The sequence below is a fragment of the Methylobacterium sp. Leaf99 genome (assembly GCF_001422375.1).
Taxonomy (GTDB): domain Bacteria; phylum Pseudomonadota; class Alphaproteobacteria; order Rhizobiales; family Beijerinckiaceae; genus Methylobacterium.
Genome location: NZ_LMMU01000001.1, coordinates 946572 through 970765, shown reverse-complemented (window position 1 = coordinate 970765; position 24194 = coordinate 946572). Strand labels below are relative to the sequence as shown.

The following is a 24194-nucleotide window of genomic DNA, read 5'->3' as shown; positions in this document are numbered from 1 at the left end:
GCGAACGTTCAGGCCTGCGGTCCGACAAGCGGTGAGGTCGTGTAGTGGGCCAGTAGGTCCGCAGGATCCCGGTAGGTGGCGATGCAGCCGGACTGCTTCAGCTCCTCAGCCGTCCAACCGCCACTGAGCAGGCCAATCGTTCGTATGCCGGCCTTGCCGGCGGCCTCGGCATCGTAGGGTGTGTCGCCGACTACAATTGCATCGCCTGCCTCGATCCCATCGAGACGCTTCAAGGCGGCCACGAAGATGTCCGGGTTCGGCTTGCTCTCCTCGGCATCGTCGGAGGACGTCTCGATGTCGATGAGATCCTGGATGTCGGCGATCTTCTTGTAGACCTTGAGTTCGTCCGCCTTGGCGGAGGAGGCCAACGCGAGCCGCTTGCCGTCAGCCAGCAGGCGTTCGATGAGTGCCCGGACCTGGGGCAGCCCCTTGATCGTCGGTAGGTAGCGTTCCTTCAGGACGTTCGAGCGGTGCTTCTCCAGCGCGTCGCCCTTCTCCGCCATCTCGTCCTCGGACAGGAACACCGGGAGCAGGAGGTCGCCGCCCTTCCCGATTTGCCGCCGAAGGTCCTCGAAGGGGATATCGTGGCCGAAATCGCGAAAGGCATCCTGCCAGGCCTGGGCGTGCTGGGGAACGGAGTCGATGAGCGTGCCGTCGACATCGAAGATCACTGCTGCGGGCATGAAACGTTTCTTCCTCTACCCTTACGGAAGCGGCGGTTCGGGTCGCAAGTTCCAGCCTGAGGGCGTGGCATGACCAACGTGGCATGCCACTACTGATCCGAGGGGTGCCGGTCGATGTCATGGGGGGTATGAGGGTGCATGCGCCGCCCCCGCCCGAACGTATCGTCTGCCTGACCGAGGAGACGGTCGAGACCCTGTACCTCCTCGGTGAGCAGGACCGCATCATCGGCGTGTCCGGCTATGCCGTGCGCCCGCCTCAGGTCCGTCGTGAGAAGCCTAGGGTCTCGGCCTTCACCAGCGCGGACCTACCGAGGATCCTCGCCCTCGCACCCGATCTGGTGCTTACCTTCTCCGATCTTCAAGCCGGCATCGTCGCGGATCTCGTCCGTGCGGGGATCGCCGTGCATGCCTTCAACCAGCGCGACGTCGCTGGCATCATGGCGATGATCCGCACCCTTGGGGTCCTCGTTGACGCCCGCGAGCGGGCCGAAACGCTCGCCACCAGCTACGAGGTCCGGCTGGCGCGGGTGGCTGACCTCGTCCGCGGGCGACCCCGGCCCCGGGTTTACTTCGAGGAGTGGGACGAACCCCTGATCTCGGGGATCGGCTGGGTGTCGGAGCTCGTGCGCATCGCTGGCGGCGACGACATCTTTCCGGAGCTTGCCCGGCAGGCGGCCGCCAAGCACCGCATCGTAACGCCCGATGCGGTGGTGGCGGCTGCGCCCGAGGTCATCCTGGCGTCGTGGTGTGGGAAGAAGGTCGTGCCGTCCAGCATCGCCTCCCGAGCAGGCTGGGCCAATTTGCCAGCCGTAGCTCAGGGGCGCATCCACGAGATCAAGTCGCCCCTCATCCTCCAGCCCGGGCCCGCGGCACTGACCGACGGCCTGGACGCGATCCTGTCTGCCCTTGGGCACCCACCGGTGCCGAGCAGCCCAACGCTCCCTATCCTCGGCTAGAGCCGTTCCCCTTCGGATTGAGGCCGGGGTACCCGCCACGAACATCCGCAATGGGTGGTTTCCTGCCCATCCGCTTACGGACGGCGGATGCATCAAAGCGGACCATGGTGCGGGATCCGCTCAATACGGCTCCTCCGCGACCTGCCAAACGTCCGCCCTCAGGTATTTGAAGGAACAGCATCGAAGCGAAGACGAGCATCGCGAATGCTCTGATGACTAGCTTCAGCCCATTCGACCAACGCTTGCAGGGGGGCTAGCAGCGAGCGCCCCAGATCCGCCAGCCGATATTCGACGCTCGGGTGACTGGTCGGGAAAACATGACGGGTGATGAGCCCATCGCGCTCCAGGTTCCGCAGACACTGCGTCAACATCCGCTTCGAGATATCCGGAATGTGGCCTGCCCCCATGCGGTGGCCCAAGTTCGAAGTTAGTGCATTGTCGGTCGCGTGACGATGGCGGGGTGAGCGAGCGGCGCTGAGCCACTTGGTTCTGTTGGCCAGATAACGACCTCCGGTGCAGGTGGCTGGTAGCCGAGCGACGAGTGCGGTCGGATAGTATTGCAGTCTTTCCGCCACTGCTCGATGACGACACTGGCTTCCTTGAGGGTGTAGAACACCTCCCCGTTGAGGAGTTCGTCGCGGAGCTTCGCGTTGAAGCTCTCGCAGTACCCGTTCTCCCATGGACTGCCCGGCTCGATGTAGGCGGTCACTGATCCAACCGCCGCGATCCAGTCCTGAACAGCCTTGGCGATGAACTCCGGCCCATTGTCCGAGCGGATGTGACCGGGCACCCCGCGGAGGCTGAACAGGTCCGAGAGCACGTCGATCACGTCGAGTGCCTTCAGCTTACGAGCGACCCGGATCGCTAAGCACTCGCGGGTGAACTCGTCGATCACGTTCAGCATTCGGTACTTGCGCCCATTGTGCGTGCGGTGCTCAACGAAGTCGTAGGACCAGACGTGGTCGGAATGCTCCGGCCGTAGTCGCAGGCAGGAACCGTCGTTGAGCCAGAGGCGCGACCGCTTCGGTTGCCGAGCCGGGACCTTGAGCCCCTCTCGTCGCCAGATCCGTTCGACCCGCTTCACGTTCACCGTCCAGCCGTCACGCCGGAGCAAAGCCGTGATCCGACGGTAGCCGTAGCGCCCGTACTGCAGAGCCAGGGCGATGATGGCGGCTGTCAGAGTGGCCTCGTCCTCGACCACCACAGCACACTTGCGCTGGGTCGAACGATGCTGTCCCAGGACACGGCAGGCAAAGCGTTCCGACACGCCATGCTCGGCAACGACGTAGTCGACACAAGCCCGGCGGCGAGCCGGGCTCAGAAGTTTCCCGATGCGGCCTCCTTGAGGATTAGCTTCTCCAAGGTCAGGTCGGAGATCGCCCGACGAAGCCGCTGGTTCTCCGTCTCCAGGGACTTTAGCCGCTTGACCTGGTCACCCTTCAGGCCGCCGTACTCAGAGCGCCAACGGTAATACGTAACCTCGGTCACCTCGATGGACCGGATTGCTTCCGCCACCTTGCGACCCTGCGAGACCAAAACATCGACTTGCCGCAGCTTGGCAACAATCTCTTCAGCCGTATGCTTCTTCCGTCCCATGATGACATCCTCCACATGGCTCAAAGCCATACCTCAGGGAGGACCACTTTTCAGGGGGCAGGCCACGCAATCACGATCAAGGTCGTCCATTTGTCGCCAAGGTGATCGAGCACGTCCCGGACCGGACAGCGGGCCGGATCGAAGCTCATGCGCTGCCAGCTGTCGAACTTGCCGGCCAGCCCGCTAACGTCGCTCATACCGGTGGTTCCTTCCCCGTAACCAGGTCCCCAAAACCTGCCTCCTTACGGGCGGCCTCGGTCTCACTTATAGACCTTGTACCGATACCGAACCACCAAGGCTTTGACACATGACGCTCCCATCCCACATGCGTCTGTTCGTGACGGGCGCCACAGGCCAACTCGGTGGCCTCGTCATCCAAAACCTGCTCCGGACCGTGCCCACCGCACAGGTGGTCGCCGGCGTCCGCGATGCCGGAAGCGAAGGGGCCAGGAAGCTGGCCGGGCTCGGCGTCGAGGTCCGCACAGCCGACTATGCCAAGCCCGACACGCTCGCCACGGCCTTCGCGGGCATCGAGCGGCTGTTGCTGATCTCCTCCAGCGAGGTCGGTCAACGCGCGGTCCAGCACCAGAACGTCATCGCCGCCGCCAAGGCTGCCGGTGTCCGCCTGATCGCCTACACCAGCCTTCTCCATGCCGACACGTCTCCCCTGGCCCTAGCGGAGGAACACCGCGCCACCGAGGCGATGCTCGTGGCGTCTGGGGTGCCCCATGTCCTGCTGCGCAACGGCTGGTACACCGAGAACTATGCGGCCTCGATCCCACCTGCGCTCGCACACGGCGTCTTCCTCGGCAGCGCGGGCGAGGGACGGATCGCTTCGGCGGCGCGGGCCGACTACGCGGCTGCCGCAAGCATCGTGCTGACCGCCGAGACCGACCAGGGTGGGCGTATCTACGAATTGGCAGGCGACGAAGCCTACACCCTATCCGACTTCACCAAGCTCATATCCCAAGCCTCGGGCAAGCCGGTCGCCTACCAGAACCTGCCCGAGGCGGAGTTCAGGGCCGCCTTGATCGGCGCAGGGCTACCCAACGCCTTTGCCGGCCTTCTGGCCGACTCGGATGCTGGCGCCGAGAAGGGCGCCCTCTTCGATGACGGCCGCCAACTCAGTGCGCTCATCGGTCGGCCGACCACCTCGACCTCATCCGTGATCGAGGCAGCGCTCAAGGGTTGATCTGCAAGCCCCTGCCGCCCGGGATAGGTACAAACCCCTCGTGGCGGCGGGATAGGGAAAGAGACCGAGGCTGTGAGGACACGTCGCCGTCATCGCGCCGTTCCACAAAGCCTCCACCCTGAGCCGACGCTGCTCAACGGCCGAGGAACGTCGTTGGAAACCGCTCGCCTCAGGTGCCTTCGGCCTGGTCCGGCTCGACGGCGAAGCGCTTCATCATCTCGGAGCGAACGTGCTCGCGAAAGACGCGCACGCGTGCCGGTAATTCCCGGCCAGCGAGGCTCACGGCCCGGAGCGCCCCACCCGCCGTCGCCCAAGGTGCGAGCACCCGTACGAGTGCCCCGTTCTCGACGGAGCCGGCCGCCACGGCGCTCGGCAGATGGCCGATGCCTGTCCCGGCCAGCGTCAGCCGGAGTACCGCGGCGAAGTCGCTCGCCCGGACGGCGGGGCTGAGCGCGACCTGTTCCGTCCGGCCCCGGCCGTCGCTGAGCATGATGCCCAGCGCCCCGGGCCGTTCGCGCGAGAGGATCAGGTCGTGCTCCGCCAGGGCCGCAAGGCTCGTCGGCGCCGGACGCCGCGCGAGGTAGTCCGGCGCCGCGTAGAGCCCGACCCAGAGACGCAGGATCAGCGCGGCCCTGTAGCCGGTCTCCTCCGCATCGCCCAGGCGCAGGGCGAGGTCGATCCGGTTGGCCGCGAGGTCGAGCCGCGCGTCCGTGTTGATCATATCGACTGTGATCTGCGGGTAGGCCCGGCGGAAGCTCGCGACGATCCCCGGCATCAGCTCGATGCCGAAATCGACCGAGGTCGTCACCCGGAGGTGACCCGCAGGAACGGTGCGGGCGTCACGCGCGGTCTCGGCCGCCTCGTCGAGGAGCGCGAGGCTCTCCTGCACCTTGGCATAGAAGGCCAGGCCCTCCGCGGTAGGCGACACAGCGCGGGGATGGCGGGCCACCAGGGTGGCGCCGAGCGCGGCCTCCAGCCGCGAGATGCGTCGGCTGAGGCTGCCCTTGGTCTCGCCCCGGCTCGCCGCGGCCGCCGTCACTGTACCGAGGTCGACCACCGCGCAGAAGGCGCGCAGGTCGTCCAATCCGCCACCGAAGGTTTCCGTTTTCGCAACCATGTGGTTCCGAATAGCAGGCTCAACCTCGGCCGCCAACGTGGGTATTCCAACGTCCTCGGCTCTCGCGGCCCTTCCCCCAGGTGGGGCGGGTCGCCCGTTTCAGTCCCGGAGACACCCGTGAAGTCCATCCTCATCCCCGGCCTCGCCCTGACCCTCGTCGCTACCCCGGTCCTGGCTCAGTCGCCGGCCACCCGCGACCCGGCGCAGATCCAGGCCGGCACCTACGCGGTCGACCCCGGTCATACCCAGGTCGGCTGGCGGGTGTCGCACATGGGCTTCTCGAACTATGCCGGCGGCTTCTCGGACGTGTCGGGCAGCCTCACCCTCGACCCGAAGAACCCCGCCGCCTCGAAGCTGTCGGTGAAGATCCCGGTCGCCTCGGTGACGACCACCAGCGCCAAGCTCACCGACGAGCTCAAGGGCGACCAGTGGCTCGACGCCGGGAAGTACCCGACCATGACCTTCGTCTCGACCAAGGTCGCGCCGGCCGGCAAGGACCACGCGAAGGTGACGGGTGACCTGACGCTCCACGGGGTGACCAAGCCGGTGACCCTCGACGTCACCCTGGTCGGCGCCGGCGCCAACCCGCTGAACAAGAAGTACACGGTCGGCTTCGAGGCCACCGGCACGCTCAAGCGCTCGGAGTTCGGCGTGAAGACCTACGTGCCGCTGATCGGCGACGAGCTGCACCTCACCATCGCGGGCGCCTTCGAGCGTCAGGACTGACCGACGGCTCGGAGGACGGCCATGGCAACCGGTGTGTCCGCGCGGCGGTACTCCGCCGTGGCTATCCTGCTGCACTGGGCGAGCGCGCTCGGCGTGCTCGCCATGATCGGCATGGGCCTGTTTATGACGCATGCGGGACTGGCGCCGATACGTCAGTTCCAGCTCTACCAGTGGCACAAGTCGGTCGGCATCACGGTGCTGGCCCTGACGGTCCTGCGGGTCCTCTGGCTCCTGACCCACCGGCCACCGCCGCACCCGGACGGGATGCCGGCGCGGGAGCGTGTGGCGGCCTCGACGGCGCACGGTCTGCTGTACCTGCTCCTCGTCGGGCTGCCCCTGACCGGCTGGGCCGTGGTGTCGCTGTCGCAGTTCAACATCCCGACTGTTCTCTATGGCCTCGTGCCCTGGCCGCACCTTCCCCTTGCCGCGTTCGTCCCGAACCCGGCGGCGGCGGAGGGCTTCCTCATGCTGGTGCACGCCTACGGGGCGTGGCTGCTGGCGGCGCTGCTCATCCTTCACGTGGCAGCCGTCCTGCGCCACCACTTCATCATCCACGACGACGTCCTGCGCCGCATGCTCCCGGCCCGTGCACCTTCGGCGCGGTCCGGGCCCCTGGAATCGAACCCATGAACACGCGACTCCTCTGCCTCGCGGTCGCCCTGTCGGCCGCCGCGGTTCCTGCGACCGCCGCCGAATGGGCGGTCGACCCAGCCAAGAGCACCATCAAGTTCTCCGGTGTGCAGGTCGGGGCGCCATTCACCGGGAGCTTCGAGCGCTTCCAGGCAAAGATCGACTTCGACCCGGCCAAGCCCGAGGCCGGGCACGCCGTCGTGTTGATCGACCTCGCCAGCGCTAGGACGGGCGACGTCCAGCGTGATGAGGCGCTTCCGCAGAAGGACTGGTTCGACGTGAAGGGCGCAAACCAAGCACGCTTCGAGGCGGCCCGCTTCATCGATAAGGGGCGCGGCGACTACGAGGCGGTCGGGACCCTGACGATCCGGGGCACAAGCCGGCCGCTCACGCTGCCCTTCCATCTCACGCACGACAAGGATCAGGCGCGGGCCACCGGCCACGTCGGCCTCGTCCGAACCGATTTCGGTGTCGGCCAGGGCCCGTGGGCATCGGGCCAGTGGGTCGGTCTCGATGTCGGGGTCGACATCGACCTCGCGGCCACGATCCAGCCCGCGCCCGCTAACCGCGGCTGACCGATTCCATAGCTCCGGAGCACTAGCATGACCCACGAAAGCGAACGCCTGGCAGGAGGTGCGCCCGGGACTGAGCAAGAGGGTGGGACCTCGCCGAACGTCCCGGTTTCACTGCTGGACACCGCGCCATACCGCGTCGGTAGCGTCGCCCTGGTCGTGCGAGACCTCGATGGCCTCGCCCGGTTCTATCGCGATACGCTCGGCCTCGCGACCATCTCGCGGAAATCCGATACGGTGCGCCTCGGGGTCGGGGCCACCGTCCTGCTGGAACTCCGGCACGATCCCGCTGCCCAACCCTGGAGCCCACAGCAGGCGGGCCTCTTCCACACGGCCTTCCTGCTCCCGAGCTGCGGCCACCTGGGCGCCTGGCTCGCCTACGCGGCGGAGCGCAATATCCAACTCTCGGGCGCGGCCGACCACCTCGTCAGCGAGGCGGTCTACCTCAACGACCCTGAACGGAACGGCATCGAGGTGTACGTGGACCGTCCGAGTTCCGAGTGGCCGCGTGCGGAGGACGGCACTATCGTCATGAGGAACGACCGGCTCGACCATGCCGGGCTCCTGCGCGCCGCCCCAGCCCCCTGGAGGGGCATGCCGGCGGGCGGTCGCGTCGGACACGTCCATCTCCAGGTCGGGGCACTGGACGCCGCGGAGCGCTTCTACGCGGATCTGCTCGGGTTCGACGTGATGTGCCGCTACCCGGGCGCGACGTTCCTCGGGGCCGGTGGGTACCACCACCAACTCGCGACCAACATCTGGAACAGCCGGGGCTCTCAGGTGCGCCCTGCGGGCATGGCCGGTCTGGCCGAGGTCGAGCTCCAGATCGACACGAGGACGTTGGCTAAGGTTCGTGGGCGCTACCTGGAGGGCGGATTGGCGATGATCGATGACGACGGTGCCACCGTGCTTCACGACCCGTGGGGAACTCGGCTCCGCCTCGTGCCATCGAGCGTGTGAACGCGAACGGTCGCTTACTGGAGAAATCTCAGGACGGGAGTGCGACCCGAAAGGGACCCTTCTGGGGCGTCTACTCGGGGACGACCAGAGGCCGCTCCCGCCATGAGCCGAAAGTGCTGGATGGCAGACGAATGGCCGCTTCGAAGTAACTCAAACGACGTTCTTGGCGGCTGGGTTGGGTCGGAATGGGACGGTTCAGTTCACAAAGGGGTGGGCTACTGCCCTCGTGGCGCAATGTCGGGACTACAAGCTGGAAATCCGAATCCGCCAAACTATGCGATGTGTGCCCATGCGATTTATACGAGGCAGGAAGGTGAAAAGGCTGCTTGGGATAGTTTTGTGACTGTCCAGTGAGATGAAATTCGTAACAAGTGGCCTCGCGCGCTCTGATCGCGACTTAGTGAGGGCGCTTAAGATACTGCGGCGCTTCGCTGGGGCCCGGCTGCCGCCTCAATCGTTCGATAGCCCGCACCAGCCTTAACCGTTCGTTAATCGACCGACCTTCCAGGTTGCATGGGCGGTTGGGTTTCGGGGGTAGCTTTGTTCGGACGCATTGGACGGGACGGGCGCGCAGCGCTCGTCCTGACGGCACTTCTCGCTCTGCCGGGCTGCGCCGGTCGCCCGACCGGCGTGCTCCTGCCCATCGCCGATGCGGGTGCGGTGCCCGGGGCCTCGCGGGTCGACATGCTCGTCGCCACGACCCGCAAATCGGCAACCGACAAGGGCATCCTGTTCTCCGGCGAGCGGGGCGAGGCCGTGACCTACACCGACCTCGCGGTCTCGATCCCGCCGGACGCCACGCGACAGCCCGGTACGGTCCAATGGCCGAAATCCATCCCCGGCAATCCGGCCACCGACTTTGTGGCATTGCGCGCCGAGCCGGTCGACCGCGCGAAGGTCGGCGCCTGGACCGGGCGCGCGGTCCGAGGCGGGGCCAAGCGCCACGTCCTCGTGTTCGTGCACGGCTTCAACAACAAGTTCGAGGACGCCGTCTTCCGGTTCGCGCAGATCGTGCACGATTCCGGAGCTGAGGTCGCGCCCGTGCTGTTCACTTGGCCGTCGCGCGGGAGCGTGCTCGCCTACGGCTACGACCGGGAGAGCACCAACTTCTCCCGCAACGGCCTGGAGACGCTGCTGCGCGACCTCGCGCGGGACCCGAATGTCGGCGAGATCACGGTCCTCGCCCACTCCATGGGCAACTGGCTCGCCCTGGAATCTTTGCGCCAGATGGCCATCCGCGACCGGCGCGTGGCGCCCAAGATCCGCAACGTGATCCTGGCCGCTCCCGATGTCGACATGGACCTCGCCCGCGCCGCATTCCACGACATGGGAAAAGACCGTCCACGCCTGACGCTGATGGTGTCCGGCGACGACCAGGCACTCGCCGTGTCCCGGCTGGTCTGGGGTGACAGCGTGCGGCTGGGGGCCATCGATCCCGCCGCCGAGCCTTACCGCTCGATGCTGGAACGGGAGAACGTCGCGGTCCTGAACCTATCGACGGTGAAGTCGAACGATGCGCTCAACCACGGCAAGTTCGCCTCCGGCGAGGTCGTGGCTCTGCTGGGCAAGCGGCTTGCTGATGGCCAGCCGATCTCGGACGGACAGATCGGCATCGGCGACCGGCTGGTGAGCACGGCCGCGGGGGCCGCCTCGACGGTAGCAACGGGTGCGGCCCTGGCAGTCGCGGCTCCGGTTGCTCTCGTCGACCCGCAAACCCGCGAGACCTACGGCGAGCACCTGTCGAACATGGGTTCGGGCTTGCGCCACACGGTGGGCTCCACGGTCGATCTCGCCGGTGCGCCTGTTCGCGCGTTCGGAGGAGGTGGGCGTTAACGAATCGCTCGGCCAAGCGTGCGCTCGCAGCGAGTGAGTTGCGATCCATGCGAGAACGTGTCTGCAGGACCGCCGAACGCAGACTTGAATGGGCAGCCGCGCTTGTAAGCCACGCGATCCGGGCGCCGAATTGCGACCTCAGCATTTTGGGAGCAAGGGTACGCCCAGCCTCAGAGATCCGTAACCGGCGCGTTCAGTGAAACGTCAATCGCTGCGTGGACGCGCCAATGATCAGGACTTTCATGCGCGCAACCGTCTCCTCAATCGTACTGGCGATGTTGGTCGCCCTGGCGTCCGTCCCGGCGCTGTCTGCGCCGGACGATGCCGTTCTTGCAGCGGCCAAAGCGCAGGACGGTCCGTATCGCGAGACCTTGAAGGGGTTGGTCGACGTCGATTCCGGAACCGGCGACGTGTCCGGCCTCTCCAAGGTCGAGGGGATCCTTAAGGCGCGTCTCGAAGCATTGGGCCTCTCGGTCGACACCCGAGCCGCCCCCGTGTTCGGCGGCAATACCCTGATCGGCACGAGATCGGGCAAAGGCATTCGGAGGATCATGCTGCTGGTGCATTACGACACCGTGTTCGGCACTGGTGACGCCGCAAAGCGCCCCTATACGGAGCGCGACGGTCGTGCGTATGGCCCCGGTGTCGCCGATGCGAAGGGCGGCATCGCAATGATCCTGCATGTCCTCGCCGGACTGGAAGCGCTGCGTTTCGATGGGTACGGCACCCTCACGGTGGTGCTCAACCCTGACGAGGAACGCGGCTCACGCGGGTCGCGCGACGAAATCACTAAAATCGCCCGTGATCAGGACGTGGTTCTGTCCTTCGAACCTTCGTTCGCCGAAGCCGGCGTCGACGCCGTCACCGTGGCGACCAAGGGCATCAACTACGCGAGCCTGACCGTGAAAGGTCGCGCCGCCCATGCCGGCGGGGCGCCGGAAGCGGGCCGCAACGCGGTCGTCGAACTCGCCCACCAGATCCTCCAGCTTCAGGATCTCGGCGACCCGGCGAAGGGGACCAGCCTGCACTGGACCGTGTTTCATGGCGGTACCAAGCCGAACATCATCCCGGAGGAGGCGAAGGCGGAGGGTGACATGCGCTACTTCGTATCAAGCGAGTACGACCGGGTGCTGACAACGGCACGGAGGATTATCGTCGCCCACCGCGTTCCCGACACCCAGGTCACTTTCGATCTAGCCAAAGGCCGTCCACCGCTGCCCCGGAACGCGGCGACCCAGGCGCTCGGCGAACGCGCGCGGACTATCTACGCAGAGTTGGACGCCGATCTTTCCCTCGCCGAGATCGGTGGCGGTACCGATGCGGGCTATGCTTTCCAGCTCGATAGCCCGACAAAACCCGCCATTATCGAGTCGCTCGGCATCGTCGGCGGGCACTATCACAGCGCCGACGAATTCGCTGTCCTCGCCAGCATCACGCCGCGGCTCTACCTCGCCACCCGCCTCCTAATGGAGGTGTCGAAGGACGCTGGCCGTTAATCTGGAATGTCGCGATCGAAGTACTCACCGGCTCAGCGCAAAGGCGCTAAAGGTTCACGAGAGCGAGCTCGTTGGCAGAGGGGCATTGGCGCGAGGCCCTCGGCGGGACCAAGCCCTGGTATGCAGCCCCCTACATTCGGACAGGCGTCATCGTCCTGCAAGGTGCGGTGACAAGCGGAGCATGATCGGAACGACGGCGACGGCTGTTGCCGCGACGACCATAGCTGGCCATTTCGGTCCGAACGCATCTCCTCGAGACCGCAACCGATGCCGAATCCTGTCGAGCCGATCCTGCGCATCGCCGCCGAGGGCCTCGTCGCGCTGGTGGCAGCCTGCAACCGGCTCCGCCTGCCGCGGACGCCGCACCCCTTCGTGGTCGGCGTCCACGCGCCGATGCGTGAGGAACTGACGTTGCTGGACCTGCCCGTGACCGGAACGATCCCGGCAGGGCTCGACGGGCGCTACCTCAAGATGGGCGCCAACCCCGCCCGCCCGACGACGCGCGGCCATGACTGGTTCCTGGGCGACGGCATGGTGCACGGTCTCTGCATCGAGGGCGGCAAGGCCCTATGGTACCGCAACCGCTGGATCGGATCTTGCGCGGCGTCCGCGGCGCTCGGCCGGCCTGCCGCCCCGGGGCCGCGGCGGGGCGACGACACCGTCAACACCAACGTCGTTGAGATCGGCGGCCGTGCCTTCGCGGTGGTCGAGGCCGGCAGCTACCCCGTGGCGCTGTCCGAGGACCTGGAGACGCAGCGCTACGATCCGTTCGACGGCACGCTTGCCGGCTCCTTCAGCGGGCACCCGCACCGCGACCCGGAGACCGGGGAGACCCATGCCATCGCCTACGATGGCCGCGTCTGGGACAGCGTGCGCCACGTCGTCCTCTCGCCCGCGGGCCGGGTCGTGCGCGACGTGTCGATCCCGGTCGAGCATGGCCCCTGCATCCATGACTGCGCGATCACAAAGCGCTTCGCGGTGGTGCTGGACCTGCCCGTCACCTTCTCGATGCGGGCGGTGCTGGCCGGCCACCGCTTTCCGTTCCGCTGGAACCCCGCCCACCGCGCCCGCGTCGGCCTACTCCCCCGGGACGGCACGGCCGCCGACATCGTGTGGTGCGCGGTCGAGCCGTGCTTCATCTTCCACGTCGCCAACGCCTACGAAGACGCGGACAGGCGGGTGGTCCTTGACGTCGTCGCTTACGAGACGGTGTTCGCCTCGGCCGGCGGCGGCCTCGATGCGCCGGGCAGGTTGGAGCGCTGGACCGCCGACCCCGCGACGGGGCGGGTCGGCCGGCGGGTGATCGACCCCGCGCCACAGGAGTTCCCCCGGATCGACGAGCGCCGCTTCGGGCGGCCCCACCGGTACGTCTATACGGGTTCAGTTCCAGCCGACGGCAACACGCAGCTCGTGGGCGCGACGCAGATCTACAAGCATGACCTGGCGACAGGGGAGCGGCGCGTGCACGAGTTCGGCGCCGACCGCGTCCCGGGTGAGTTCGTATTCGTGCCGGCGAGGCCGGAGGCTGGTGAGGACGAGGGCTGGCTCGTTGGCCTCGTCATCGACACGGCAAGCGGCACGACGGACTTCACTGTGCTCGACGCGCGCGCGTTCGAGGCTCCAGCCGTGGCCACGGTCCACCTCGGGCACCGGATTCCGCCTGGCTTCCACGGGAACTGGTTTCCGAGTCCGAGGGCCGGATGATGCGGACGCCGGCGCGTGTTCACGTGCCGCAGAAGGTGCGGTAGTCCGCCCCGCCACCCTCGGGCGCCTCGGCGTAGCGGGTGTGGGCGGGCTGGTCGTCGTAGGGTCGCGACAGCACGGCCGACAGCTCATCGAACGGGCCGAAGTCTCCTCCCTCGACCGCCGCCGCGATCATCGCCTCGACGTGGTGGTTGCGCGGGATAAAGGCTGGATTGACCGCGCGCATCGCCGCCGCCGTCGCTGCGGGGGTTCGTCCCACCGCGGCCAGCCGCCCCCGCCAGCGCACGGCCCAGGGGTCGTACGCGGTCGGGTCGATGAACAGGTCGCGCACTCCGGCGTCCGCCTCCGGCCGCTCGGCCGCGTCGCACAGGCGGCGGAAGGTCAGGGTGAAGTCTGCTCGGTTCGCCGCCATCCGGGCCATCAGATCGTCTGCGAGCACAGCGGCGTCCTGGTCTCCGAACAGCCCCAGCTTCTGCGCGAGACCACCGTGATACGCCTCTTGGAAGCGCGGACTGAACCCTGCAAGCGCCGCCTCTGCTGCCTCGACCGCCGCCGCCTCGTCATCGGCGAGCATCGGCAGCAGGGTCTCGGCCAGGCGCGTCAAATTCCACAGTGCGATCCCCGGCTGCTGGCCGTAGGCGTAGCGCCCATGCGCGTCGATCGAACTGAAGCACGTGCGCGGGTCGTAGGCGTCGAGGAAGGCGCAGGGGCCCTAGTCGATGGTCTCGCCGGCCACCGACATGTTGTCGGTGTTCATCACCCCGTGGACGAAGCCGACGAGGAGCCAGGCTGCCACGAGGTCGGCTTGGCGGGCAACGATGCCATCGAGCAGGGCCCGGTAGGGGTACTCCGAGGCGGATGCCTCGGGATAGTGCCGGGCGAGGACGTGGTCGGCGAGCGCGCGCAGCGCCTCGGTGTCGCCCCGGACGGCGAAGTACTGAAAGGTGCCGACCCGGATATGGCTGGCCGCCACGCGGGTGAGCACAGCCCCGGGCAGCCGGGTCTCGCGAACGACGGGCTCGCCCGCGGCGACCGCCGCCAGCGCCCGGGTGGTGGGGACGCCAAGCGCGGCCATGGCCTCGCTCACAAGGTACTCCCTCAGCACCGGCCCGAGCGCCGCCCGGCCGTCGCCGCGGCGGGAGAACGGGGTCGGGCCGGCACCCTTGAGCTGGATGTCGCGGCGACGCCCGTCCCGGTCGACGACCTCGCCGAGCAGAACGGCTCGCCCATCGCCGAGTTGCGGCACGAAGTTGCCGAACTGGTGCCCGGCATAGGCCGTCGCGATCGGATCGGCGCCTTTCGGGACGCTGTTTCCGGCAAGCATAGCCACCCCGTCGGGACCCGCGAGCCAATCCGGATCGATGCCGAGGTTCGCCGCCAGCGTGCGATTCAGGTGGATCAGGCGCGGGGCCGCGACGGGCGTCGGGGCACGGCGGGCGAAGAAGCGGTGCGGCAAGCGGACATAGCTGTTGTCGAACGGGATCCCAGTCATGGTCGGGAATTATGGGCGACCGCGCTGGCGGACAAGCGCATTCCGAGGACCAGTGGGTGACGTTACGAGAAGGCGCGGTGCCATATCGCCCTAAGCAAGTTTTCGAGCGCACTCATGGCCGTGCTGTATGCAGCTCAATGCGCCGGAGGGGGCCGCGGCGCAGACTCATCGAAAATGCCGACCTTTGCCCAAACGTAGACGGCGAGCAGAGCCACCAGCAGCCCGATCATCGACGTACCAACGAAGAACCACGTGAAGCCGGTCCGCTCGATCGCCAAGCCTGAGAACCCTGCCAGCACGCTGCCTGGGAACGCGCATAGCCACGTCAGCAAGCCGAACTGGCTCGCTGTGTAATCGGTGGACCCTGGGCATCGTCGGCGAGGTCGCCGCGGTGCACTCCAAGAGGGTGGCTCGAAGGTCAGTTCGGCCAGCAGCGGCGGCCGTAGGGCCCGATGTGGAAGCCCGCCGGGCAGGAGGCGCCGCGGACATAGCCGCCACGCTGGCCGCCAGTCCGGCAACCGCCGTAGGGGCCTCGGTGTCCGTAGGGGCCGCAGCCGCCGTAGACCTGGATGATCTCGGCGCCGTCCAAGAAGCCGGTGGACACGGCCGGCTGGATCAGCGGCGACGCGGCGGCCGGGAACGCCAGTCCGACCAGGAGGGCTGCCGGGGCGAGGATCTTCAGCATCGTCGAATCCTTACTCTGCTCTCGTTCGAGCCACGATGCCGGAGATGGCGTCGCGACCGATGAGGACAGGATCGTCCCCGCTTGCCTCCCGGATGTGACGGACCGATGCGTCGACGTAACGTTTTGTAACGAGCCGCCTCGCGTACCCCATGGTTGTCAGGTGATGGCCGGCAGGGTCGCAACGAGACGTGCGCCGCCGAGCGGGGACGCCTCGGCCACCACGGTGCCTCCGTGCGCCTTCGCGATCTGGCGGGCGATGGCGAGCCCCAGGCCGGTCCCGCCGGTCTGACGGCTGCGGGACCGCTCGATCCGGTAGAACGGGCTGAACACGGCCGTCCGCTCGGATTCCGGGATACCCGGGCCGTCGTCCTCCACGGTGATCCGGCACGACGCGCCGGTCCGGCTCACCGAGACGGCGACGGTCGAGCGGCCGAACTTGACGGCGTTTCCGATCAGGTTGGCGACGACCCGGCGCAGGGCGACCGCATCCCCGGCGGCGACGGCATCCTGCACGTCCTCGCCGGTCAGGTGGACGTCGATGCCATGCGCGGCCTGCTCGGCGACCTCGATGGCGACCAGGTCGGCAAGATCGACCGGCGTCCGGCCCACCTCGACCGCGGTGCCCCGGGCAAAGCCGAGGGAGGTTTCGATCAGCGCGGTCATGGCGTCGAGATCCTCGACCAGCCGGTCCCGGCGCTCCGGCTCCGAGACGCCCTCGGTCCGCAGGCGCAGGCGCGTCAGGTAAGTCTTGAGGTCGTGCGAGATGGCGCCGATCAGGAGCGAGCGTTCGCTGAGGAGGCCGACGATGCGGTCCTGCATGTCCCGGACCGCCTGGGCGAGGCGCCGGATCTCCGGTGCGCCCCGCGGGGTGGCGACCGACTCGGGCGCGCGGCCGTCGAACTTAGTCACCGCCTCGGTCAGGCGCCGCAGCGGGGTCAGTTCGTGGCGTGTACCCACCAGGACGAAGGCGGCGACCACGGCCCCAAGGACGGCCACCCAAAGGCTAAGGGGCCGACCGAGCAGCCACGGCATGACCGAGCGATGCCTCTCGACGGCCGAGATGACGAGGATCCGGCCGTCCGGCAGGCGATAGGTCGCCGTCGCGAGCCGGCCGATGGGACCCGTCCGATCCCTGTCATTGACGTCCTCGGGGTCGACGCCTCGGTGCAGCATGGCCGTGTCGGTGTAGGCTCGCAGCGGCCCATCCGGATCACCGGTCATCCGCCGCAGGCGCCATTCGAGGCGCGGTTCGCGGATCAGTCCGGCGTCGTCCGGGGCGTGTTCCATGATCTCAGCTCTGAGGGCCTCGCCGCTGACGGCCCTCAGGATGGCCAGCCTCAGGGCCGGATCGGCATCCCTCAGCAGGGCGACGATGTTCGCGGCCTGGTCGACGCGCGGGAAGTGCGTCGCGTAGGGCGAGCGCTCCTGACGCCGCTGCCACGTGTCGAGGGCGACGGTGGCGAGCACGAGCAGGGAGAGCGCCCCGAGCAGGAGCAGCATGATGCGTCCGAGCAGGCCGACCCGTGCCATCACGGCACGGGCCTAACCGGCGCGGCGAGGATGTAGCCGGCATTGCGCACGGTCTTGAGCAGGGCGGCCGTGGCGCTGCCCCCGGCGTCGAGCTTGTGGCGCAGCCGGCTTACCTGCACGTCGATGGTGCGGTCGAAGGCGTCGGCCGTGCGGCCCCGGGTCCAGTCGAGGAGCTGGTCCCGGGAGAGCACCCGCTGCGGCCGGGTGACGAAGCAGTGCAGCAGGTCGTACTCGGCGCTGGTCAGGGCGATCTCGGCCGCCGGTTCGCCGGTCGTCACGCGACGGGCGGCGAGGTCGACGACGAGGTCTGCCACGGTCAGGGTCTCGGGATCGGCGGCATCCGCGCGGGCGCCAGTCCCATGGGCCCGCCGCAGGACGGCGCGGATGCGGGCGAGCAGCACCCGCGGGTTGAACGGCTTCGAGACGTAGTCGTCCGCCCCCATCTCCAGACCGAGTACCCGGTCGATGTCCTCGTTCTTGGCGGTGAGCATCACGACGGGCGGGCCGCCCGCCGCGCGCAGGCGCCGACAGATCGACAAGCCGTCCTCGCCTGGCAGCATCCAGTCGAGCACGATCAGGTCCGGGGCCGGCCCGGCCGCTAGGTGGCGGTCGAGGCCTGCACCACCGTCGAGTCCGACCACGCGAAACCCCTCACCCTCCAGGTAGGCGGCGAGCTGGGTGCGGATGTCGCCGTCGTCTTCGACGATGACGATGGTTTGGCCCTCGGTCATGTCGCGAACATACGAGGACCGGGCGTGCCGACAACGCTAAAGGCTTCATTGTCACAAAACGTTACACGGCGGCACGCCGCTCGGGATCTTGTATGGCACCCGGAAGGGCTGGCCACGTTATCCGGCGACCCGTCCGCCAAACGGCGTACCGACCCAGGAAGTCGACCCGACGATGATCCACAAGGCGATGCGAACGACCGAGGATGCCATCGACAGCGACGGGTTCGTCGCCCGCGCCTATTTCCCGGGCCACTTGGAGCCGGGAAACCCGGACCATGGTCTCGGACCGCTTGCGACGATCATGGAATCGTTCCTTGCGCCGGGAACGCACATCAAGCTCCACGAGCACGTCGTCGACGAAATCGTCTCCTGGGTGCCGGTTGGGGTGATGCGCCACGACGACCCCGAGGGCGGCCATCTCATAGTCGATGCGGACCATCTCATGGTCATGAACGCCGGTTGGGGTTTTTGGCACGAGGAGCGCGTCCACAACGACGACCCGCCGCTGCGGATGCTGCAGATCTTCGTCCGGCCGCACGCCGAGGCATTGGAACCCGGCATTCAACATGGCCGACTGACTGCACCGCGGGCGAACACATGGCGCGACGTCTTCGGGCCGACGGGAAGCGGGGCGCCCTTCCACGTCCGCAACGCCGTCCATTGCCGCGACATCCACCTCGCTGCAGGTGGGACCGCGATCCTGCCGACAGAGCTCGGCCGCAAGACCTATTTCTTCGTGTTCGAAGGATCCGTCACAGCTGATGGCCAGAGCTTCGGCGAGGGCGAAAGCGGCCTGTTGACGGAGGCCGAGGACATGCCGATGCAGGCCGTCGGTGATGCGGTGGTCCTGACCTTCGTCATCGATATGCAGGCCGAGGTCTGCCGCGGCGGCACGGTCGGAGACGGCGAGACCGTCCACGCAATGGCCGCACGCGCTCGCCGCTGAGCCCGGACCTGGGCAGTTGGACGCGATCATGTCGATGCGAGGCGAAGGGAGCGCCTACGTCCGCTTTGTAGCAGCAAAGGAATCTGCTCGTACGTCCAGGTTGGGTCGGGAACCGTCCATCCGCTCTACGACCGAGTTGGGTGGTTTGTTGCCAGTCGGCTTTCGGGAAGAACCATCAAAACAGGCCGGTCAATTTGGTCGTGGTGCACAACCGCTTCGCCAAGGCTCAAGGAAGATTAGCTGATCCCAGCAGTCCCTCCCCGGCATACTCGTGGGTCAAAAACCGGTCCGGACTCAGAACGCAGCTGAGGTCACACTCACTTAAGCCTGTCCGTCGTATGCAACACGACGGCGCCCTCGCCTCGATGGGACCGCACACGGGTGGCAGACGATCATGTCGGACACACAGCGCGAGGCACTGCGTCAACAGGCACTCAACGAGATCAACCTTCTCGACACGCCGCCTGAGCGTGAGTTTGACGCCCTCGCCAAGGTCGCACAACGCATGCTGGGAACCGGCATGTCCTCAATCACCCTGGTCGCCCCGGAGCGGCAGTGGTTCAAGGCGCGCTGCGGGCCTCTGGCAGCCGAGACACAGCGTGCCCAGGCGTTCTGCCCCATCGTGTTCGAGACCGAAGCACCGTTGACGGTGGCCGATACCAGCCTCGATCCGCGCTTCGCGACGAGCCTGTTCGTCACGGGCGAACCGCACATCCGCTACTACGCGGGCGTGCCGGTTCGCGTCCGGTGCCCTAACGGCGATAGGGTTACTGTCGGAACACTCTGCGTCCTTGATGAGCAGCCTCGTGATACGACTTCGGTCGATCTCGAACTTCTCGCGGAGTTGGCTTGCGTAGCCGAAGCCCTGATCGAGGCTCGGACCCTTGCCCTCCGTGCCGCAAAGATGGCCGAGGAGCACCGGATGGCGGTGAAACGCTTGGAACGCGAGCGTCGCCAGTTCAAGCAGGCCGAGCGCATGGCCGACATGGGATCGTACCGGTACGACATCGAGAAGCGATCCGTTTCCTGGTCGGATGGCGTCTTCGCTATCCACGAGTTGCCCGTTAGCGGCGGTGAGCCGACCGGGGATATCATGGGTGCCTTCCCCGAGCCTGACCGCACCGCCTTCAGGACCGCGGTGATGCGCACCCTGGACACGGGCGAGCCGTTCGAACTGGAGGCAGACCTAGTGACCGCCAAGGGCAACACTCGGCGCGTACGATGTTCCTGTGAGATCGAGCTGGCCAAGGGTAAGCCCGCCGCCCTTATTGGGTTGATCCAGGACATAACCGAGCAGCATGGATTGGAGACGCGGCTTCGACGCCAGGCCCGCACCGACGATCTGACGCAACTGCCGAACAGAGCAGAGTTCCACCGCGTCCTCGACGCGCGGTTGAATGAGGCGCGCGCGGCGAATGGCGACGTGGGAGTGGTGCTGATCGATCTCGATGGCTTCAAGGCCGTGAACGATGCGCTTGGACATGCGGCGGGCGACGCCGTGCTACGCCGTGTCGCCGACCGTCTGCGCTCACCCTCCTACGAGCGGTGGCTCCCGGCACGTCTGGGGGGCGATGAGTTTGCCGTCGTCGTACCTACCGGCCTCGATCGCGCTGGACTGGAGCGGATGGTGCGCCGCCTCCTGCACGACCTTGAGATCGTTATGGATGACCAGGGTCACATCGCACGGGTGACGGGTACCATCGGCATCGCTTGGTCGAGCGAAGCGTTGCACGACCGCGACAAGGTTTTGCATCACGCCGATGCAGCGCTCTACGCGGCCAAGCGCACTCAAAAGGGAACGGCACAGACTTATCAGGCCAAAGGGGCTCCCCGGCAGGTCGCTTGACCGAAGCAGCGGTGTGCCTGAGATCGACAACCGCACATGAGCGTTCGGCGGTCGGGCTTGGCAACCGTCCGACCGCAACGCTGCTTTGAGCGGCGTTCTGCGACGGCTGCTTTGGGGATGCGACAGCGAAGGTCCTCACTACCGGCTTGGGTTGGGACCCGCCGGTCCGCTCTACGTCCGAACTGGGTGGCTTCCCGCCCTTCCGCTTACGGGCGGCAAAAGCGTAAGAGCGGACGCTACCGCTCGGCCAACTTCAGCGCGAGGAGGCCGCTTCGATCTGCCGGACGCTCGCGGCAAGGAACTCCCGGCGGGGGCGAAGCCGAGGGCCTAAGCGTTCACGTCGAAGGGGTGGCCGGCGCCGATCCGACCCGCTGGCTTGCCGAGAATCGAGCCTCGCGCGCCCTCGTCCGCGCCGGCGGCGACCGGGGCCCAGAGCGTCAGGGTGGCAACCTTGTCGGCTGACCCAGCCGACTGCTGGGCTCTACGCCCTCTAGGCCTGTCGAGGGTGAGATCGGCGATTGCTTTTCGGAGCCGGGTATTCTCCGTCTCCAGATCTTTCATCCGTCGAACCTGATCCGACTTCAGGCCGCCAAACTCACACCGCCAACGGTAGTACGTCACTGAACTCACACCGAGCGCGCGGATTGCATCTGCAACGCTCTGGCCCTGTGAGATCAGCACATCCGCCTGCCGTAGCTTGGCAACAATCTCCTCAGGCTTCGGGTGCTTTGCCATTCTGTCCGTCCTCCAGGCTCAAAAGCCATACCAAAGGGCGGACCACTTCAATGGGGGCGGACCAAAGCGCCGTTCCCCCAATTGGGCATACCAACCGTCCGTGGCACTGGTCGCGCTCATCCCGAGGCGTTCCGCAGGGTTGCCCCATTCTGCGCGGGGACGAGGTTGAGCCTGCCGATGCGCTCGGCATTGATGCGTCGAGCGCACTCCATCCGGTTCCGGCCACCAGCCTTCCCGGCGTAGAGTGCCTCGTCTGCACGGTGTAAGTGGGCGGCGACATCCATAAAGCCATCGATCAAAGACCTGACAACCCAACGAGACATGCCAAGGGGCATGTTCGCGATCCGATGTTTGCTTTCGCCCAGACTACTCGGAAGGCACGGACGACGGTCACCGCCCGGCCATGCTACTCCAGGATGCCACAGTCGGATCGAGCGGTATGCCCGTGCCCGAGAGTGCCCCCTGCGGCTTAGCGATGCCAGAGCGCCGAAGTCGGGAACGGTTGCCCGTCTACAGCAGCTTATCCACGGTGATCGGTAGGTTGCGGACGCGCTTGCCGGTCGCGTGAAACACCGCGTTGGAAATGGCTGCCGCCGTGCCGACGATGCCGATCTCGCCGAGACCCTTCACGCCTAGCGCGTTGGCCTTGTCCTCCTCGTGGACGAAGATCACGTCGATGTCGTAGACGTCGGCGTTCACCGGCACGTGGTACTCTCCGAGATTGTGGTTCACGAACCGCCCGATCCGGTGGTCCATCATCGACTCCTCCTCCAGCGCCGAGCCGATACCCATGACCACGCCGCCCAGGATCTGGCTACGTGCCGTCTTCAGGTTGAGGATCTTGCCCGCCGCGATCGCCGAGACGACCCGGGTCACGCGCACCTGCCCCAAATCCTCGTCGACCTTCACCTCAACGAACACGGCGGAGTGCGTGTAGGATTCGTAGGCATCGTTAAAGTCCTTGTCGGGGCCGGCCTCCTCGACCGCCTCCACCTTCTCGACGCCGGAGGCCTTGAGGGCGTCCACGAGCGAGACGCTGCGCGATGGATCCCCGGCGACCTCCATGCGGCCGTTCGTGAAGGCGACGCGGTCGAATTCGACGTTGGCGAGCGGCAAGTTCTCCATCTTACGGGCCATCCTGAAGACCTGCTCGCCGACGTTGCGACAGGCTTTCATCACGGCCGTGCCGGACGAGGCCGCCGTCCACGAGCCACCGGCGACGGGCGCTTCGGCAAGGCGCGTGTCGCCGAGCTTCGTCGTCACGTCCTCCATGGTCAGGCCGAGCGTGTCGGCGGCGATCTGTGTCAGGATGGTGTAGGTACCGGTGCCGAGATCGCCCGTCGAGTTGCCGACTTCGAGCTTGCCGTCGGCGGTGAGGATGGCCTGGGCGCTCGATTGCATCATCATCGATTCCCACACGCCGGTCGCCATGCCCCAGCCGACGAGTTCCCTGCCTTCACGCATCGAGCGAGGCGTGGGGTCACGCCGATCCCAGCCGAAGCGCTCAGCGCCTTGCGCAAAGCAACTCTTGAGCTCCTTGGAGCCGAAGGGCTTGCCGTCCGCGGTCGCGTCAGTGTCCGAAAAGTTCCGCAGCCGAAGCGTGACCGGATCGATGCCCGTCTCGTAGGCGAGTTCGTCCATTGCGATCTCAATGGCGAAGACGCCGGTCGTGGCGCCCGGCGCGCGCATGTCGCTCGGCGTTGCGGTGTCGAGTTGCGCGAGCTTGTAGGTCAGGGCGACGTTGTCGCATTTGTAAAGCACGCCCGACCAATTCACGACCACTTCTTGGTAGTCCTCGTAACGCGAGGTTCCTGACAGCGCCTCGTGTCGGAGGGATCGCAGGGTGCCGTCCTTGTCGGCGCCGAGCGAGATGGTCTGGAGCGCGTCGGGACGGTAGCTGAGGCTCCACATCTGATCGCGGGTAAGCACCACGCGCACCGACCGTTCGAGGTCCTGCGCGGCGAGCATCGCCAGGAAGAGCTGGTATTGCGGGCGCAGCCCCAAGCCGAAGCCGCCGCCGAGATACGGGTTCAGCACCCGCACGTCGCCCTTCTTCAAACCGAACACGGCGGTGATGTAGTCGTGGCTGTTCGAGACGCCCTGGATCTTGTCGTAGACCGTGTACTTGCCGTCCCCCTCGTAGACGACGGTGGAGGCGTGCGGCTCCATCGGGTTATGATGCTCGATTGCGAGCCGGTAATCCTGCCGCAGCTTGATCGCCGACCCCTCGTAGGCTCCTTCGGCATCGCCCCACGGCTTCGGCGGCGGCTTGATACCACTGCGCTTCACCGGCGGCACGTAGCTGAACTCGCGCGCCTGTGCCGGGTCGGTAAGGGGCTCCTGCGCCTCATAGGAAACCGAGACCAGAGCCGCGGCGTAGCGAGCCGTCTCGAAATCCTCCGCCACGACGAGCGCCACCGGCTGGCCACTGAAGTGGATCTTATTGTCGTAGAGCGCGCGGAAGGGTGAACCGGGAGGCGCCACCGCGTCCTGATAGTTCTTGTCGCGCCAGGCGGTGCGCTCGCGGTTCTCGTGCGTGATGACCTTGATTACGCCGGGCACCGCCTCGGCCGCCGAGGTGTCGATCGACGTGATCTTCCCGCTGGCGATGGCACTCGACACGACGTAGCCGTGCGCGAGGTCGAGGGCGGTGAACTCGCCCGCGTATTTGGCCAACCCGGTGACCTTGGCAGGGCCGTCGACACGGGAGCGGGCGCTGCCGACGTAGGTATCGCGGCCCGTGGAGCTGAACGTCTGGGTCATG

At 67.0% G+C, this 24194-nt stretch carries 19 protein-coding genes and 3 pseudogenes; 11 read left to right on the top strand and 11 right to left on the bottom strand.

Annotated features, from left to right (window positions below; translation table 11 throughout):
- Positions 1-8 precede the first annotated feature (8 nt).
- Positions 9-683, bottom strand: a complete 675-nt coding sequence (locus tag ASF28_RS04395) for an HAD family hydrolase (RefSeq protein WP_056088142.1) — start codon at positions 681-683, stop codon at positions 9-11.
- 128 nt (positions 684-811) lie between these two features.
- Between ASF28_RS04395 and ASF28_RS04390 the strand changes: the two genes are divergently transcribed.
- Positions 812-1639 carry a cobalamin-binding protein gene (locus ASF28_RS04390; protein ID WP_056088138.1) on the top strand — a complete coding sequence of 276 codons (828 nt, stop codon included), beginning with the start codon at positions 812-814 and terminating at the stop codon, positions 1637-1639.
- Positions 1640-1797: 158 nt separating this feature from the next.
- On the opposite strand, the pseudogene ASF28_RS21470 reads toward ASF28_RS04390, so the two are convergent.
- The 3 genes and pseudogenes from ASF28_RS21470 to ASF28_RS21465 all read right to left on the bottom strand — a co-directional run.
- A pseudogene (locus ASF28_RS21470) lies at positions 1798-2031 on the bottom strand (winged helix-turn-helix transcriptional regulator); the annotation flags it as partial.
- Positions 2032-2066: 35 nt separating this feature from the next.
- Positions 2067-3235, bottom strand: a protein-coding gene (locus tag ASF28_RS04385; protein WP_157085351.1) for an IS3 family transposase whose coding sequence is annotated in 2 segments (ribosomal slippage) — positions 2067-2971 and positions 2971-3235 — 1170 coding nt in all. Because the reading frame shifts where the segments join, the coding sequence is not laid out codon by codon here.
- Between the two features lie 50 nt (positions 3236-3285).
- Complete coding sequence (locus ASF28_RS21465) at positions 3286-3432, bottom strand: hypothetical protein (protein ID WP_244474888.1); 147 nt, start codon at positions 3430-3432, stop codon at positions 3286-3288.
- 110 nt (positions 3433-3542) lie between these two features.
- On the opposite strand from ASF28_RS21465, the gene ASF28_RS04375 reads away from it, so the two are divergent.
- Positions 3543-4427: an SDR family oxidoreductase gene (locus ASF28_RS04375; RefSeq protein WP_055885176.1), complete on the top strand. Its 885-nt coding sequence runs from the start codon at positions 3543-3545 to the stop codon at positions 4425-4427.
- A gap of 169 nt (positions 4428-4596) precedes the next feature.
- On the opposite strand, the gene ASF28_RS04370 is transcribed toward ASF28_RS04375, so the two are convergent.
- A complete protein-coding gene (locus tag ASF28_RS04370) occupies positions 4597-5544 on the bottom strand; it encodes a LysR family transcriptional regulator (RefSeq protein WP_055885172.1) in 948 nt (315 codons plus the stop codon).
- 117 nt (positions 5545-5661) lie between these two features.
- Here ASF28_RS04370 and ASF28_RS04365 point away from each other — a divergent pair, with 117 nt between their 5' ends.
- The 7 genes from ASF28_RS04365 (at position 5662) to ASF28_RS04335 (ending at position 13465) form a co-directional block, all read left to right on the top strand.
- The gene (locus tag ASF28_RS04365; RefSeq protein WP_055885169.1) at positions 5662-6270 is read left to right on the top strand and encodes a YceI family protein; all 609 of its coding nucleotides are present in this window, start codon (positions 5662-5664) and stop codon (positions 6268-6270) included.
- 21 nt (positions 6271-6291) lie between these two features.
- Complete coding sequence (locus tag ASF28_RS04360) at positions 6292-6900, top strand: cytochrome b (protein WP_055885166.1); 609 nt, start codon at positions 6292-6294, stop codon at positions 6898-6900.
- The gene (locus ASF28_RS04355; protein WP_055885162.1) at positions 6897-7475 is read left to right on the top strand and encodes a YceI family protein; all 579 of its coding nucleotides are present in this window, start codon (positions 6897-6899) and stop codon (positions 7473-7475) included. The genes ASF28_RS04360 and ASF28_RS04355 overlap by 4 nt, the downstream gene beginning before the upstream one ends.
- 27 nt (positions 7476-7502) lie before the next feature.
- Positions 7503-8432: a VOC family protein gene (locus tag ASF28_RS04350; RefSeq protein WP_055885159.1), complete on the top strand. Its 930-nt coding sequence runs from the start codon at positions 7503-7505 to the stop codon at positions 8430-8432.
- Positions 8433-8972: 540 nt separating this feature from the next.
- Positions 8973-10265, top strand: coding sequence for an alpha/beta hydrolase (locus ASF28_RS04345; protein WP_244474887.1), 1293 nt, complete (start codon positions 8973-8975; stop codon positions 10263-10265).
- A 242-nt stretch (positions 10266-10507) separates the two neighbouring features.
- Complete coding sequence (locus ASF28_RS04340; RefSeq protein WP_056088121.1) at positions 10508-11761, top strand: glutamate carboxypeptidase; 1254 nt, start codon at positions 10508-10510, stop codon at positions 11759-11761.
- A gap of 267 nt (positions 11762-12028) precedes the next feature.
- Positions 12029-13465 (top strand): 8'-apo-carotenoid 13,14-cleaving dioxygenase, encoded by a 1437-nt coding sequence (locus ASF28_RS04335; RefSeq protein WP_056088119.1) that lies wholly within the window; start codon positions 12029-12031, stop codon positions 13463-13465.
- Positions 13466-13484: 19 nt separating this feature from the next.
- On the opposite strand, the pseudogene ASF28_RS04330 reads toward ASF28_RS04335, so the two are convergent.
- The 4 genes and pseudogenes from ASF28_RS04330 to ASF28_RS04310 form a co-directional block, all read right to left on the bottom strand.
- Positions 13485-14957, bottom strand: a pseudogene (locus ASF28_RS04330) (protein adenylyltransferase SelO).
- A 418-nt stretch (positions 14958-15375) separates the two neighbouring features.
- Complete coding sequence (locus ASF28_RS04320; RefSeq protein ID WP_056088113.1) at positions 15376-15642, bottom strand: GCG_CRPN prefix-to-repeats domain-containing protein; 267 nt, start codon at positions 15640-15642, stop codon at positions 15376-15378.
- Positions 15643-15798: 156 nt separating this feature from the next.
- Positions 15799-17172, bottom strand: coding sequence for an ATP-binding protein (locus ASF28_RS04315; RefSeq protein WP_056088111.1), 1374 nt, complete (start codon positions 17170-17172; stop codon positions 15799-15801).
- The gene (locus ASF28_RS04310; protein ID WP_056088108.1) at positions 17172-17903 is read right to left on the bottom strand and encodes a response regulator; all 732 of its coding nucleotides are present in this window, start codon (positions 17901-17903) and stop codon (positions 17172-17174) included. The genes ASF28_RS04315 and ASF28_RS04310 overlap by 1 nt, the downstream gene beginning before the upstream one ends.
- Before the next feature lie 172 nt (positions 17904-18075).
- Between ASF28_RS04310 and ASF28_RS04305 the strand changes: the two genes are divergently transcribed.
- Complete coding sequence (locus ASF28_RS04305; RefSeq protein ID WP_056088105.1) at positions 18076-18849, top strand: pirin family protein; 774 nt, start codon at positions 18076-18078, stop codon at positions 18847-18849.
- Positions 18850-19243: 394 nt separating this feature from the next.
- Positions 19244-20695 (top strand): diguanylate cyclase domain-containing protein, encoded by a 1452-nt coding sequence (locus ASF28_RS04300; protein WP_056088102.1) that lies wholly within the window; start codon positions 19244-19246, stop codon positions 20693-20695.
- Positions 20696-21190: 495 nt separating this feature from the next.
- Here ASF28_RS04300 and ASF28_RS21460 read toward each other — a convergent pair.
- Both ASF28_RS21460 and ASF28_RS04295 read right to left on the bottom strand, forming a co-directional pair.
- Positions 21191-21430 (bottom strand): annotated as a pseudogene (locus ASF28_RS21460) (transposase); the annotation flags it as partial.
- A gap of 510 nt (positions 21431-21940) precedes the next feature.
- The gene (locus tag ASF28_RS04295) at positions 21941-24193 is read right to left on the bottom strand and encodes a xanthine dehydrogenase family protein molybdopterin-binding subunit (RefSeq protein ID WP_056088098.1); all 2253 of its coding nucleotides are present in this window, start codon (positions 24191-24193) and stop codon (positions 21941-21943) included.
- Between the last annotated feature and the right edge of the window lies 1 nt (position 24194).